Source organism: Pseudarthrobacter humi, from assembly GCF_024294965.1.
Classification (GTDB): Bacteria; Actinomycetota; Actinomycetes; order Actinomycetales; family Micrococcaceae; genus Arthrobacter; species Arthrobacter humi.
Genome location: NZ_JANCLV010000003.1, coordinates 133,544 through 146,174, shown reverse-complemented (window position 1 = coordinate 146,174; position 12,631 = coordinate 133,544). Strand labels below are relative to the sequence as shown.

Sequence of the window (12,631 nt, the reverse complement as noted above, 5' to 3'; positions counted from 1 at the left end):
CCTTAACGCCCGTATGAGCACAGCCACCGACCCCGGGAAAGGCCCGCACGGGACGCGGGGATCCGGGTGGGAGAATGGCGGCATGGCACGGGAACGGATAGTCATCGGCCTCAACGGCAGCGATGACGCAGAACTGCTCATCCGGCGCGCCGCCAGGATTCTCGAAAGGACCGACGGCGGCGAGCTGGTGGCCGTCCACGTCCGCACCACCGGGGGTACCGCGGGCGAGTCTCCCCAGGTCTTGGAGGCACAGCGGCGGCTGGTCAATGACCTGGGCGGGACCTACCACACTGTTTCCGCGACGGATCCGGCCCGGGCCCTGCTCGATTACGCCCGCAAGTCCAGTGCCACCCATATTGTTGTGGGGCAGTCCCGCCGCGGACCGCTTGCCGGTGTGCTCGCAGGGTTGTTCGCCGGCGGCACCGTGGAAGCCCGGGTGGTCCGCGGTGCGGGCGACGTTGATGTCCAGGTAGTTCCCCGCGTCCCGCCCCAGCGGAACGCACCACGCCGGCGGCCTGACCTGGGCCGCACCAGGGTTGCCATTGGCTTTGCGCTCGCAGCAGCGCTGCCTGCCCTGCTGCAGCTGCTGCTCGCAGCCTTCGACCACAGCGTTGCCACTGCCGTCCTGATCCAGCTTGCCGGCGCCGTTGCGGTGGCGCTGGTGGGCGGGTTGTGGCCTGCCGTGGTCGGCGCGCTGTGGAGCAGCCTGCTGGTGAACTACTTTTCCACACCGCCCCTGGGGGACCTGGCGATCAGTGATCCCCAGGACCTCCTGTCCCTGGCCGTTTTTGTGGGGGTGTCAGTGGCAGTCGCCGGGGTGGTGGACGGGTCTGCCCGCCGGTCCAAGGAGGCTGCCCGCGCGCAGGCGGAGGCGGCGACGCTGGGCGACCTCGCCCTGGGCGCCTCCCGTTCGGAGGACACCCTGGACGGGATCCTGGCGGAGGCCCTGGACGTTTTTGGCGCCACCGGTGCCGGTGTGTACAGCAGCCGGGAGGGCACAGCGCAAGGTTCCGGTCGGATGTCGGGACCCGCCGGAGTCCGTGGCGCGGACGGCAGGATCTGGTCGCTCGTGGCCGGCGCGGGGGATACCGCCGGGTGGGAGCATGGTGTCACTGGACTGCCGGGCAGCACCGGACTGCCGGGCAGCACCGCGGAACCGGTCGACGCCGACACCTGGCTGGTGTTGTTCGGCCGGGAGGTGCCGGCAATGGAAAGCCGGTTGTTGGGTGCATTTGCGGTCCACGTCAAAGCCCAGCTGGAACGCCGCCAACTGGCCGTCAGCCGGCGCGAGGTGCTGCGGCTGGCCGAAGGGAACTCCATGCGCACGGCGATCCTGCGGGCCGTGTCCCACGACCTGCGGACGCCCCTGGCGGGGATCAAGCTCGCCGCCGGTGGCTTGCTGCAGCGGACCGTCACCTATACGCCCGCGGAAGAACGGGAGCTGCTGGAAACCATTGACGAATGCACGGACCGGCTGGACCAGCTGGTGGGAAACCTCTTGGACATGTCAAGGATCACCGCCGATTCCGTCCGGCCGCTGCTGGGACCCGTGCGGTGGAACGACGTTATTGCCCCGGCCCTGCGCGGGCTCCCGGACGGTACCGTCCGGGTGGAGCTGCCCGCCAACATGCCGACCGTCGAGGCTGATCCGGTGCTGCTGGACCGCGTGATCGCGAACATTGTGGAAAACGCCGTCAAATATGCGCCGGGTTCGGGGATCACCATCACAGGCGCTTCCGACGGCATGGGTGCAGCCACGCTGGATGGCTATCCGTCCGGCGAACTGCGGATCATCGATCACGGCGCCGGTGTGCCCGCCGGGAAGGTGCTTGAGATGTTCCAGCCGTTCCAGCGGCTCGACGACCGGGCCCAGGCCACCGGAGTGGGACTGGGCCTGGCTGTCGCCGACGGGTTCGTCAGGGCCATGGGCGGGACGCTGACTGCACAGGAAACTCCCGGCGGCGGGCTGACCATGGTGATCAGGCTGGCCCTTTCCACCGGCTCGCCGGGCGCACGCCACGCGGCCGGCCAGCCGCGTCAGGAGGCCACATGAACACGGACCAGGCTGGTTCTTCCGGCACGCAGGGAAGCCGCCGGACCAGCGTGCTGGTTGTCGACGACGATCCCCACCTGCTGAAGGCACTCCGGATCACGCTCCAGGCCCACGGCTACGCCGTGGAGTCGGCGGCCGACGGCGGGACAGCCTTGCGTGCCGCTTCCCACCGTCCGCCGGACGTAATGATCCTGGACCTCGGACTGCCGGACCTGGACGGAGCGGAAGTCCTGCGGGAACTCCGTCGATGGAGCAACCTGCCCGTACTGGTGCTGTCCGCACGCCACGGCTCATCGGACAAAGTCGACGCCCTGGATGCCGGGGCGGATGACTACATCACCAAGCCGTTCGGACTCGATGAGCTGTTGGCCCGACTGCGGGCGCTCCTGCGCCGCGTTCCGGATCCGGCGTCGGCACCCACGGTGGCCGCATCCTCCTTCACGGTGGACTTGGCCCAGCGGCAGGTCAGGAGGGACGGGGACGTTGTCCGGCTGACGCCGACCGAATGGAACATCCTGGAATTGCTGGTCCGGAACCCTACCCGGCTGGTGACCCAGCAGCAGCTGCTGCTGGACGTCTGGGGACCGGCCTACCAGACGGAAGCCAACTACCTGCGTGTGTACATGGCCCAGTTGCGGCGGAAGCTGGAGGCCGATCCCGGGAAACCCCGTCACCTCCTCACGGAACCTGGTGTGGGATACCGCTTTATGCCCTGAAAACCGCGGGGCACCAGGTTGCCGTGAACCCCTATGAACGTGGTGGGAAGTGCGGCAGGATGTTGACTGTTCCGATTCCGTTTCAGTTCCGCATCACAAGGAGAACCGGCCATGTCAACGACGCTCAACCCCTACCTTGGCTTCCGCGAGAACGCCCGCGAGGCGATGACCTTCTACCAGTCCGTCTTCGGCGGCGACCTGGCCCTCAGCACGTTCGGGGAGTTCCACGCCAGCGAAGATCCGGCGGAAGCCGACAAAATCATGCACGGCATGCTGACCTCCAGCAACGGCCTGGTCCTGATGGGGGCAGACACGCCGAACGGCATGGACCTCGCGGCCGGCAGCTCCATTTCGGTTTCCCTCAGCGGCGACGACGAAGCCGAACTGCGCGGCTACTGGGAAAAGCTGTCCGCCGACGGCGGCACGGTCACCGTTCCCCTGGAGCCGGCACCCTGGGGCGACATCTTCGGCATGTGTACCGACAAGTTCGGCACCGCCTGGCTGGTCAACGTCAACAACCCCCAGGCCGCTCCCGCGACATAGGCTCCCACGTCAAACCAGGACAGAGAACGATGGACCAAAGGCCTGCTCTGCCTGGGATACGCGCTTATCCGCGAGTCCTTGAGCAGGGGCTGCACGCAATGCAACCATTGATGCGTGCAGCCCCTCAATCATCTAAGCGCCGCTCCGGGCCTCCCGGACTGACCGGGAGCGGCAGTGCGGAACGTCACCCTGTACCTGGACGTCGACGGCGTCGTTTGCCCGTTCGGAGCAACAGGCAAGACCCCATGGGGTTCCGCCTGGATACTTGCGAACGCCGGCGTGCTCGAAGTGGCATATGCGGGCCAGCTGGTTGACGGGCTGAACCGGCTTTCCCGGTTGCCTGGAGTCCGGTGCGTGTGGCTCACCAGCTGGGAGGAGATGGCCGCGGAATACTTATGCCCTGCCATCGGACTTGCAGGCGGCCACTGGCCCTGCCTGACAGCGGATGGCTCCGGAACGGGGGAGGGCTGGTGGAAGCTTGCCGCCCTCCAGGAGGACCTGGCGGCCAACCCCCCGGATGGCATCGTGTGGATTGACGACCAGCTCCGCTATGAACAGCAGGCACTCGCTTGGGCCGGATTCCTGGGCCCACGCATCCTCACGGTGTCGCCCGATCCACGCCGGGGAATCTCTCCCGCCGAACTGGCCGCCGTCGGGGGGTTTGTCACGGAGCAGCTGTTTTGACCTGATGCCAGGGACGCGTACGATCGATAAGGTTTCACGCCGGTTCTGTTAACTCCACAGGTCATTTCACATGAACTGCAGGTGAATAATGCGTTGCAGGGCACGGCGGGTAGTGGAACTGCTGAACGTCGACTCTGCAGATTGGGCAACAGGTGGATATCACCTTTATGGTGGCGCTGGTCATCGGACTGGCTTTATTTTTCGACTTCACAAACGGATTCCATGACACCGCGAATGCGATGGCTACGCCCATCGCCACCGGTGCCATCAAACCGAAGACCGCTGTGACGCTCGCCGCAATCCTGAACCTGGTCGGCGCCTTCCTCTCGACGGAAGTGGCCAAAACAGTCTCCGGCGGCATCATCCGGGAAGGCTCCGACGGTGTCCAGATCACCCCTGACATTATTTTCGCGGGCCTTATGGGCGCCATCCTCTGGAACATGATCACCTGGCTCAAGGGTCTGCCGTCCAGCTCATCCCATGCACTCTTCGGCGGGCTGATCGGCGCGGCCATCGCCGGCATCGGGTTCAATTCCGTGAACCTGGAAACCCTGCTGCAGAAGGTCATCCTGCCCGCCATCTTCGCCCCGCTCATTGCCGGCCTGGTGGCGTACCTCTGCACCCGGCTCGCGTATGCCCTGACGTCCAGGCACGATCCGGAAACCGGCACCAAGCTGACGCAGAAGCGGGGCGGGTTCCGCACCGGCCAGATCTTCACGTCCAGCCTTGTGGCGCTGGCCCACGGCACCAACGACGCCCAGAAGACCATGGGCATCATCACCCTGGTGCTGATTTCCGCCGGCACGCAGTCCCCGGGTTCGGGCCCGCAGTTCTGGGTCATCACGGCATGCGCCCTGGCCATCGCCGTCGGAACCTACGCAGGTGGCTGGCGCATCATCCGGACCATGGGTTCCGGGCTCACCGAGGTCAAGCCTGCCCAGGGATTCGCGGCCGAGACCAGCACCGCCTCTGCCATCCTTGCGTCTTCCCACCTGGGCTTCGCCCTGTCCACTACCCAGGTGGCGTCAGGGTCCGTCATCGGGTCCGGAATGGGCCGTAAGGGCACCACGGTGCGGTGGAACATGGTTGGCAAGATCGCCCTGGGCTGGCTGTTTACACTTCCCGCCGCCGGCGTTGTGGGCGCGCTGACCGCGCTGCTCGTGAAGACCGGCGTGGTGGGTGTGGTGATTGCCGCCGTCGCCGGCACCGCCGCGGTGCTGTTGATGTTCGCCTACTCCCGCAAGTCCGCGGTGGGCCACCACAATGCCGTGGAAGTCGAAGAAGCGGGCCAGGCCGTCCGCTTTGCCAAGAAGAAAGCCTTCGCCCGGGCCCGCGCCAAGGCGAACCAGCACAAGGATGTTCAGCGATGAAGTGGTTGGAACTCTTGACAGTGGCAGGTGCCACCCTGGTATCCGCGGTGACCGTTGTGGTCCTGTATTCATTGGGCGTGCGGCTGACGGCCATCGCCGGTGACGCCCGGCAGGCCTCACCCCGCACCAAGCGCTACTTCGCCTACACCTGTTTTGGCCTCTGCGGCGTGGCTGTGCTGTTCGGGCTTTACCTGATCATTCCGTACTTCAGCAAGTAGGCCTTCAGCGCATCAACGCCGCAGGGCTAATCTGGTTCCATGTCAAGGATCCAGTATTTTGTCGCGGCCTCCATTGACGGGTTCATCGCCACCACCAAGGATGACCTCGCCTGGCTTCTCGAGTTCGATGGATTCGAGGGCGGCAAGGAGAGCTACGAAACCTTCATGGCCGGAGTCGGCTGCATCGTGATGGGCGGCGAGACGTACGCCTGGCTGATGGAGCATGAACCCGGCAACTGGCCGTACTCTTCCACGCCCTGTTATGTGTTTACCCGGCACGAGCACGTTGCCCCGGCCGGCACGGACATCACCTTCGTCCGCGGACCCGTCCAGGAGTTCATCCAGGACTTCAGGGACCACGCCGGCGGCATGAACGTCTGGGTGGTGGGAGGCGGCAACCTTGCTGCACAGTTCGCCAACGCAGGACTGCTGGATGACCTCATCCTTTCTGTCATCCCCGTGGTCCTGGGCGACGGCAAACGGCTGCTGCCCTTGGAGGGCCCGACGCCGCCACTTGAGTTGACGGCGTCCCGCACCTTGGGACGGGGCATAGTGGAGCTCCGCTACACCCTAACCTCCCCGGAACCGGCCGGTTAGGGGCTTCCCGACTGAGGCGCTTAGGCCTCCGCAGGCCCGTTGTCCCGCAGCATGTTGGTGATGCGTGCGGTGGAGAGGCGCCGGCCTTGTTCGTCGGTCATCACGATTTCATGGGTTGTCAGGGTCCGGCCCAGGTGGATCGCGGTGCACGTACCTGTCACGGTGCCCGCGGCGATTGCACGGTGGTGGGTGGCGCTCACTTCGATGCCCAGGGCGTGCCTGCCTGCGCCTGCGTGCATCCCGGCGGCGAAGGATCCCAGGGTTTCGGCCAGCACCACATGGGCGCCGCCGTGCAGGATGCCCGCCACCTGGGTGTTCCCTTCCACCGGCATGGTGGCCACCGTTCGCTCCGGGCTCATCTCGAGGAAGTGGATCCCCATCTTCACCACCAGGGCACCGATGCCCAGGCTGCCGAGCCAGCCGTGAAGGTGCGCCGGGATGCCTGCTGTGACCAATTCCTCAGTGAAGGGCCCGGGCGTGAAATTGTCCATCATGGGAACTAGGCTGGCACTTGTGAGTGAAACTACCAAACCGGCCCCCTTCCCGTCCGAGACCGCAGTGCTTGACGCTGATGCTGCCCTGCAGGACATCACCGTCCTGCCGGCCGGAGGCCAGGTTTCCGCCACTGAAGCCCCCGTGGTTCCCGTCACCGGACAGCCGCGGCTCCTGGTGCTGGATGGCCACTCGATGGCTTTCCGCGCGTTCTTCGCCCTGCCGGCGGACAAGTTCTCCACCGCCAACGGACAGCACACCAACGCCATCCACGGTTTCACGTCCATGCTGATCAACCTGATCAAGGAACAGAAGCCCACCCATATTTGTGTCGCCTTCGACGTCTCGGATGACACCACGCACCGCAAAGCCGAGTACAGCGGGTACAAGGGGGGACGCAACGAAACACCCCGTGAGATGAGCGGCCAGATCGACCTCATCGACAAGGTCATGGGCGCTTGGGGCATCAAAACCATCAAACTGCCCGGATATGAGGCCGATGACATCCTGGCGACCCTCGCCGCCATGGGGGAAAAGGCCGGTTTCGAGGTGCTGCTCGTCTCGGGCGACCGTGACGCCTTCCAGCTGATCACGGACAACGTTTTTGTGCTGTATCCGCGGAAGGGCGTCAGCGACATTCCCCGGATGGACGCATCAGCCATCCAGGAAAAGTACTTCGTCACGCCCGCCCAGTATTCGGACCTTGCCGCGTTGGTGGGGGAGACCGCGGACAACCTCCCGGGCGTTCCGGGCGTCGGCCCGAAAACCGCGGCCAAGTGGATTAACCTTTACGGCGGACTTGAGGGCGTCCTCGAGCACCTGGACGCGATCGGAGGCAAAGTGGGCGATGCCCTCCGGGAAAACGTGGAGGACGTCAAACGCAACCGACGCCTGAACAGGCTCCACACGGATCTCGAACTTCCGCTCACCCTGGACGATCTCGCGGAACCGCGGCCGAACGAAGCCGCGCTGGAGGCTTTGTTCGACGAACTTGAATTCAAGACCATCCGTACTCGGCTCTTTGCCCTGTACGGCAGTGAAGACGTGGAATCTGCGGAGCGCGAAACCATCGCCGCGCCGGACTTCGTGAATCCCGCAGGGGCAGCCGAGCTGGGTGCCTTCCTGGCGGCCGGCGTTGGCAAGACGTCCGCAGTCGCCGTCGACCTGGTGCCCGGGCGGATCGGCGAGGACGCCGCCGCACTGGCCATCGTCCGTGACGATGCCGCCGTCTATATCGACCTCGCCGCGCAGGACGCCGCAGCCGAAAACGTCCTGGCAGACTGGCTGCGCGATGAAAGCTCGCCAAAGGTCATGCACGGCTACAAGGCTGCGTTGAAGGCCCTGTCCAACCGTGGCCTGGGACTGGAAGGCGTAGTGGATGACACCTCCATTTCCGGATACCTCATCCAACCGGACCGCCGCACCTATGAACTCGCCGAGTTGGCCCAACACCACCTCAACGTCAGTGTTCCGTCCGAGACCTCCAAGGCGGGCCAGCTGGAGCTGGCGTTCGACGGCGACGATGCCGCCGCGGCCGGCGCGCTGGTCCAGGTGGCGGCCGTAGTGCAGGCCCTGAGCCGGCACTTCGCATCTGAGCTCACCGAACGCAAGGCCGGGGACCTGCTGACCACCCTGGAACTGCCCGTCAGCCGGGTGCTGGCCGACATGGAAACCGCGGGCATCGCCATCGACCTGCCGCGCATGGACGAGCAGATCGCCGATCTGGCCAAAGTGATCGATAACGCGCAGGAACTTGCCTTCGCCGCGATCGGCCACGAAGTTAATCTGGGATCGCCCAAACAGCTGCAGACCGTGCTCTTTGAGGAACTGCAGCTGCCGAAGACGAAGAAGATCAAGTCCGGCTACACCACCGACGCCGCCTCTCTGAAGAACCTGCTGGAAAAGACCGGGCACGAATTCCTGGTGCAGCTGATGGCGCACCGCGAGTCCTCGAAGCTGCGCCAGATGCTGGAGTCGCTCAAGAAGTCCGTGACCGAAGACGGCCGGATCCACACCACGTACGCGCAGAACGTGGCAGCGACGGGCCGGATCTCCTCCAACAACCCCAACCTGCAGAACATCCCCATCCGCAGCGAGGAAGGCCGTCGCGTCCGCGGCATTTTTGTGGTCAGTGACGGCTACGAATGCCTGCTGTCCGCAGACTACTCACAGATCGAAATGCGGATCATGGCGCACCTTTCGGGCGACGCAGGCCTGATCCAGGCCTACCGGGACGGCGAAGACCTCCACCGGTTTGTGGGCTCGAACATCTTCCACGTGCCCACCGAAGAAGTCACCAGTGCCATGCGCTCCAAGGTCAAGGCCATGTCCTACGGCCTCGCCTACGGCCTGACCTCGTTTGGCCTGTCCAAGCAGCTGGAAATTTCCGTGGACGAGGCCCGCACCCTGATGAAGGAGTACTTCGACCGGTTCGGCGCCGTCCGCGACTACCTCCGCGGAGTGGTGGACCAGGCCCGGGTGGACGGCTACACGGCCACCATCGAGGGGCGACGCCGCTACCTGCCGGACCTCACCAGCACGGACCGGCAGTTGCGCGAAAACGCGGAGCGCATCGCACTGAACTCACCCATCCAGGGATCGGCCGCAGACATCATCAAACGCGCCATGCTGGGCGTGCACGCTGAACTGGCGGCCCAGGGCCTGAAGTCGCGCATGCTCCTGCAGGTCCACGACGAACTGGTCCTCGAAGTCGCCGCCGGCGAACGTGTCGCGGTGGAGAAGCTCGTCACCGAGCAGATGGGCTCCGCCGCGGACCTCAGCGTCCCGCTGGATGTCCAGATCGGCGTGGGCCCCAGCTGGTACGACGCCGGCCACTAGGCTGCTGGAACGGGCTGCTCGGAAACGAATGAGCTGCCGGGAACGAATGGGCTGGGCGCGATGGACAAGTACGACGTCAAGAAACAGTTCAAGGATCTGTACGCGCCCCGGGCCCGGGACTTCGAGGTGGTTACCGTCCCTCCGCTGAGCTACCTGATGCTGGACGGGCAAGGTAATCCGGGGACGGCCCCCGCCTACGCCGCCGCCCTCGAGGCCCTGTATTCGGTGTCCTACGCCGTCAAGTTCGCCAGCAAGCACGCGGGCCGGGACTACGTCGTCGCGCCGCTGGAGGGCCTGTGGACAGCAGACGATCCGGACGCCTTCACACGGGGCGAGAAGGACAGCTGGAAGTGGACCATGATGATCCATCAGCCAGGCTGGATCGGCGCGTCCGACGTGCAGGACGGCATCGCGGAGGCGGCGGCCAAGAACGTTCCGGGGCTGGACCTGCTCCGCCTTGAGACTCTCGATGAAGGCCTCTCGGTGCAGATCCTGCACATCGGCAGCTACGACGACGAGGCCCCCACGCTGCGCCGCCTGCACAATGAATACATGCCGGCCAACGGCTTCGGATTTGCCGGCCTGCACCACGAGATCTACCTCAGCGACGCCCGCAGGGTGGCACCGGAAAAGCTCAAAACCATCCTCCGGCAACCCGTGCGGCGGTTCTGAGGCATTTCCCGGCGGCTCTGCGGAACTTCCTGCCTGCGGGCGTGTTGCTGCTGGCCAGGCCCCGGAATCATTGGTTAGGCTCGGCGGTGTGGCTGAACTGAGTGATGACTATGAAATCCGGCGCTTCCCAGCGGCGTCCCAGGGCGAGGCTGGTTATCCCGACGCCGAATCATGGGTGAAGGCGGTGGCCTTTGGCTTCCACGAATCCACGCGGACACCGGAGCATGTTGCCAAGTCCTTGGAGACCTACGCAGCTGACCGGCGGATCTTCACCGGCGCCTACCAGACGCGGGAAGTCGCACCGGGGTCGCTCCCCGCGAACGTACCGGTGGCGACCTTCGGCACCCTGCGCAAAACACTCAACATCGGCTTCGGCCGGCTGGTGGAAACCCAACTGGTAACAGCCGTGACGGTCCGGACCTCACATCGGCGGCGCGGCCTGCTGCGCCGGATGATGACTGAGGACCTGGCCATGGCGAAAGACGATGGCCTGGCAATGGCCGCCCTGACAGCGTCAGAGGGCTCCATCTATGGGCGCTTCGGCTACGGCGTGGCCAGCTTCGAACGGACCGTGAAAGTGGACACCACCGCCCGGTTCCGGCTCAACCATCACGCCGTCGGTACCGTGGACGTCGCGGACCCGCGAGTGCTGCTGGATCTGGCGCCGAAGGTTTTCGACCGCGTGCACCGCCTGACGCCTGGATCGATCGGCCGCCAGGACTGGTACCGCCGGCTTGCTTCAGGGTCCTTGGGCCGCGAGGGCAAGGAAGACCCTGCCGTCAAGGCGGCACTGCACTACGGCCCCGACGGCGCCGTGGACGGCTACGTCTCCTACAAATTCCTCGGCTGGGACACCGAGCCCTACACGATGCAGGTGGTGGACCTCGTGGCGGCCACGAACGAGGCGTACCTGGAACTCTGGCAGTTCCTGGCCGCCATCGACCTGGTGGAACGCATCACGTGGGAGGAAGCACCGCTGGATGACCCGCTCACGTGGGCACTGGCCGATCCCCGCTGCATCGACTCCTCAGACAGCCGGGATATGCTCTGGCTCCGCATCCTGGACATGGCCCAGGCGCTGGAAGCCCGGCATTACCCACTGGACGGCAGGCTGGTGCTTGAGGTGCAGGACCCGCTTGGGCTCACCGCTGGAACCTTTGCCGTGGACGTCAGCGGCGGCGAGGCCGCCGTCGTACGCCTGGAAGAGACCGCCGTTCCTGACCTGACGCTGGATGTCTCCGCGCTGTCATCAATTTATCTGGGTGGGGTCTGTCCGGTTACGCTGACGGCAGCTGGGCGGATCCGCGAACACAAGCAGGGCGCGTCGCTCCAGGCGCGGGGGATGTTTGCGGTTGAGCGGGCCACCCACTGCCTGACCCACTTCTAGGGGCCCCTGCCTCGATCAAGGACAATCCGTGGGGGATTTTGGTATGCCCGGGCAGCCCGGCCGCCGGGCTGTTTTGCTCGGCCTGGCGTCCGGTGTTCTCGCGGCTGTGACATCGTGTTCGTCGACGGAAATAGCCGCGATTGAGCCTGCGGCTTTTCAGGATGAACGCCTTGATCCCGCCAGTGCAGCCCCCTCCGTGCCCGAAGTGCCGGAGCCAGGCGTGCCGACTGTATCGCCGGTAACGCCGACGTCGGCTGGACCCGTCTCGCCGGCCGCGGTCCCACTTCCGTCAAAAGCGCAGCTGGTGACAGAATTCGGCGGCCGGCTGCCCGCGGAATGGGGCCTGACGGTGACGGGAGTGGTCACCAGATCGCCAGACAGCCAGACGGTGCTGACGCTGGATGCCTGCGGAGGTCCCGGCGGATCCGGCGTCGACCAGGAGCTGATCGCGACGCTGCGGCGGTTGAACATCCCCGCCACTCTTTTTATGAATGCCAGGTGGATCCAGGCAAACCGGCAGCTCGCCGCCGAGTTAGGGCACGATCCGCTCTTTGAACTGGCCAACCATGGCCAGGCGCACAGGCCCCTGTCCGTGACGGGCAAATCAGCCTATGGCATCGCCGGCACCGGGAGCGTGGCCGACGCGTATGACGAACTCACCGGCTGCATGGACGTCCTACGCGAATTAACGGGGCGGCAGCCACAGTTCTTCCGCCCCGGAACAGCCTATTTCGATGAAGTGTCCGCCGCCATGACGCGGCGTCTGGGCATGCTGCCGGTCAACTTCAGCGTCAACGCCGACGCTGGCGCCACGCTGTCACCGGAGGCTGTCGGCTCTGCACTGGCGACCGCGCGCCCGGGCGACATCGTCATTGCCCATTTCAACAAACCAGGCAGCGGCACTGCGGCAGGCTTCAGGCAGGAGCTGCCACGGCTACAGGGCGCCGGAACCACCTTTGCCCGCCTGGGCGACGTGTTGCCATGCGCTTTGACCCCTGTTGGCCGCTGCGACTAGAATAAGTGGGCGCGTACTACGTGCGCGTTTCTAGAATCCACAAATC

Annotated in this window: 12 protein-coding genes; 11 read left to right on the top strand and 1 reads right to left on the bottom strand. The window is 65.5% G+C overall.

Annotated elements, in window-relative coordinates:
* Nucleotides 1-82: 82 nt before the first annotated feature.
* From NFC73_RS05980 to NFC73_RS05950, 7 genes are all read left to right on the top strand, one after another.
* Nucleotides 83-2,053, top strand: coding sequence for a DUF4118 domain-containing protein (locus NFC73_RS05980; RefSeq protein WP_254748453.1), 1,971 nt, complete (start codon nt 83-85; stop codon nt 2,051-2,053).
* On the top strand, nt 2,050-2,769 hold the full coding sequence (locus NFC73_RS05975) for a response regulator (RefSeq protein WP_254748451.1): 720 nt from the start codon (nt 2,050-2,052) through the stop codon (nt 2,767-2,769). The genes NFC73_RS05980 and NFC73_RS05975 overlap by 4 nt, the downstream gene beginning before the upstream one ends.
* A 111-nt stretch (nt 2,770-2,880) precedes the next feature.
* Nucleotides 2,881-3,312 (top strand): VOC family protein, encoded by a 432-nt coding sequence (locus tag NFC73_RS05970; RefSeq protein WP_254748449.1) that lies wholly within the window; start codon nt 2,881-2,883, stop codon nt 3,310-3,312.
* A 174-nt stretch (nt 3,313-3,486) separates the two neighbouring features.
* Nucleotides 3,487-3,996 carry an HAD domain-containing protein gene (locus tag NFC73_RS05965; RefSeq protein ID WP_254748447.1) on the top strand — a complete coding sequence of 170 codons (510 nt, stop codon included), beginning with the start codon at nt 3,487-3,489 and terminating at the stop codon, nt 3,994-3,996.
* Between the two features lie 152 nt (nt 3,997-4,148).
* The gene (locus tag NFC73_RS05960) at nt 4,149-5,366 is read left to right on the top strand and encodes an inorganic phosphate transporter (RefSeq protein WP_254748445.1); all 1,218 of its coding nucleotides are present in this window, start codon (nt 4,149-4,151) and stop codon (nt 5,364-5,366) included.
* Nucleotides 5,363-5,584 carry a hypothetical protein gene (locus tag NFC73_RS05955; RefSeq protein WP_058932545.1) on the top strand — a complete coding sequence of 74 codons (222 nt, stop codon included), beginning with the start codon at nt 5,363-5,365 and terminating at the stop codon, nt 5,582-5,584. Before NFC73_RS05960 ends, NFC73_RS05955 begins: the two co-directional genes overlap by 4 nt.
* Before the next feature lie 39 nt (nt 5,585-5,623).
* Nucleotides 5,624-6,181 (top strand): dihydrofolate reductase family protein, encoded by a 558-nt coding sequence (locus tag NFC73_RS05950; RefSeq protein WP_254748443.1) that lies wholly within the window; start codon nt 5,624-5,626, stop codon nt 6,179-6,181.
* Between the two features lie 20 nt (nt 6,182-6,201).
* Here NFC73_RS05950 and NFC73_RS05945 read toward each other — a convergent pair whose 3' ends face one another.
* Nucleotides 6,202-6,675, bottom strand: a complete 474-nt coding sequence (locus NFC73_RS05945; RefSeq protein ID WP_254748441.1) for a hotdog fold thioesterase — start codon at nt 6,673-6,675, stop codon at nt 6,202-6,204.
* 193 nt (nt 6,676-6,868) lie between these two features.
* Here NFC73_RS05945 and polA point away from each other — a divergent pair, with 193 nt between their 5' ends.
* From polA to NFC73_RS05925, 4 genes are all read left to right on the top strand, one after another.
* Nucleotides 6,869-9,511 (top strand): DNA polymerase I, encoded by a 2,643-nt coding sequence (gene polA, locus NFC73_RS05940; RefSeq protein ID WP_254748864.1) that lies wholly within the window; start codon nt 6,869-6,871, stop codon nt 9,509-9,511.
* Between the two features lie 60 nt (nt 9,512-9,571).
* A complete protein-coding gene (locus NFC73_RS05935; RefSeq protein WP_254748439.1) occupies nt 9,572-10,183 on the top strand; it encodes a GyrI-like domain-containing protein in 612 nt (203 codons plus the stop codon).
* Between the two features lie 97 nt (nt 10,184-10,280).
* Nucleotides 10,281-11,570 carry a GNAT family N-acetyltransferase gene (locus NFC73_RS05930; RefSeq protein ID WP_256548704.1) on the top strand — a complete coding sequence of 430 codons (1,290 nt, stop codon included), beginning with the start codon at nt 10,281-10,283 and terminating at the stop codon, nt 11,568-11,570.
* 304 nt (nt 11,571-11,874) lie between these two features.
* Complete coding sequence (locus NFC73_RS05925) at nt 11,875-12,585, top strand: polysaccharide deacetylase family protein (protein ID WP_254748435.1); 711 nt, start codon at nt 11,875-11,877, stop codon at nt 12,583-12,585.
* Nucleotides 12,586-12,631: the final 46 nt, after the last annotated feature.

Bases quoted from the DNA above. Each gene is read 5' to 3' on its own strand.
- NFC73_RS05975 (WP_254748451.1), top strand. From the start codon at position 2,050: ATGAACACGGACCAGGCTGGTTCTTCCGGCACGCAGGGAAGCCGCCGG.
- NFC73_RS05955 (WP_058932545.1), top strand. From the start codon at position 5,363: ATGAAGTGGTTGGAACTCTTGACAGTGGCAGGTGCCACCCTGGTATCC.
- NFC73_RS05950 (WP_254748443.1), top strand. From the start codon at position 5,624: ATGTCAAGGATCCAGTATTTTGTCGCGGCCTCCATTGACGGGTTCATC.
- NFC73_RS05935 (WP_254748439.1), top strand. From the start codon at position 9,572: ATGGACAAGTACGACGTCAAGAAACAGTTCAAGGATCTGTACGCGCCC.
- NFC73_RS05945 (WP_254748441.1), bottom strand. From the start codon at position 6,675: ATGATGGACAATTTCACGCCCGGGCCCTTCACTGAGGAATTGGTCACA.
- NFC73_RS05970 (WP_254748449.1), top strand. From the start codon at position 2,881: ATGTCAACGACGCTCAACCCCTACCTTGGCTTCCGCGAGAACGCCCGC.
- NFC73_RS05980 (WP_254748453.1), top strand. From the start codon at position 83: ATGGCACGGGAACGGATAGTCATCGGCCTCAACGGCAGCGATGACGCA.
- polA (WP_254748864.1), top strand. From the start codon at position 6,869: ATGGCTTTCCGCGCGTTCTTCGCCCTGCCGGCGGACAAGTTCTCCACC.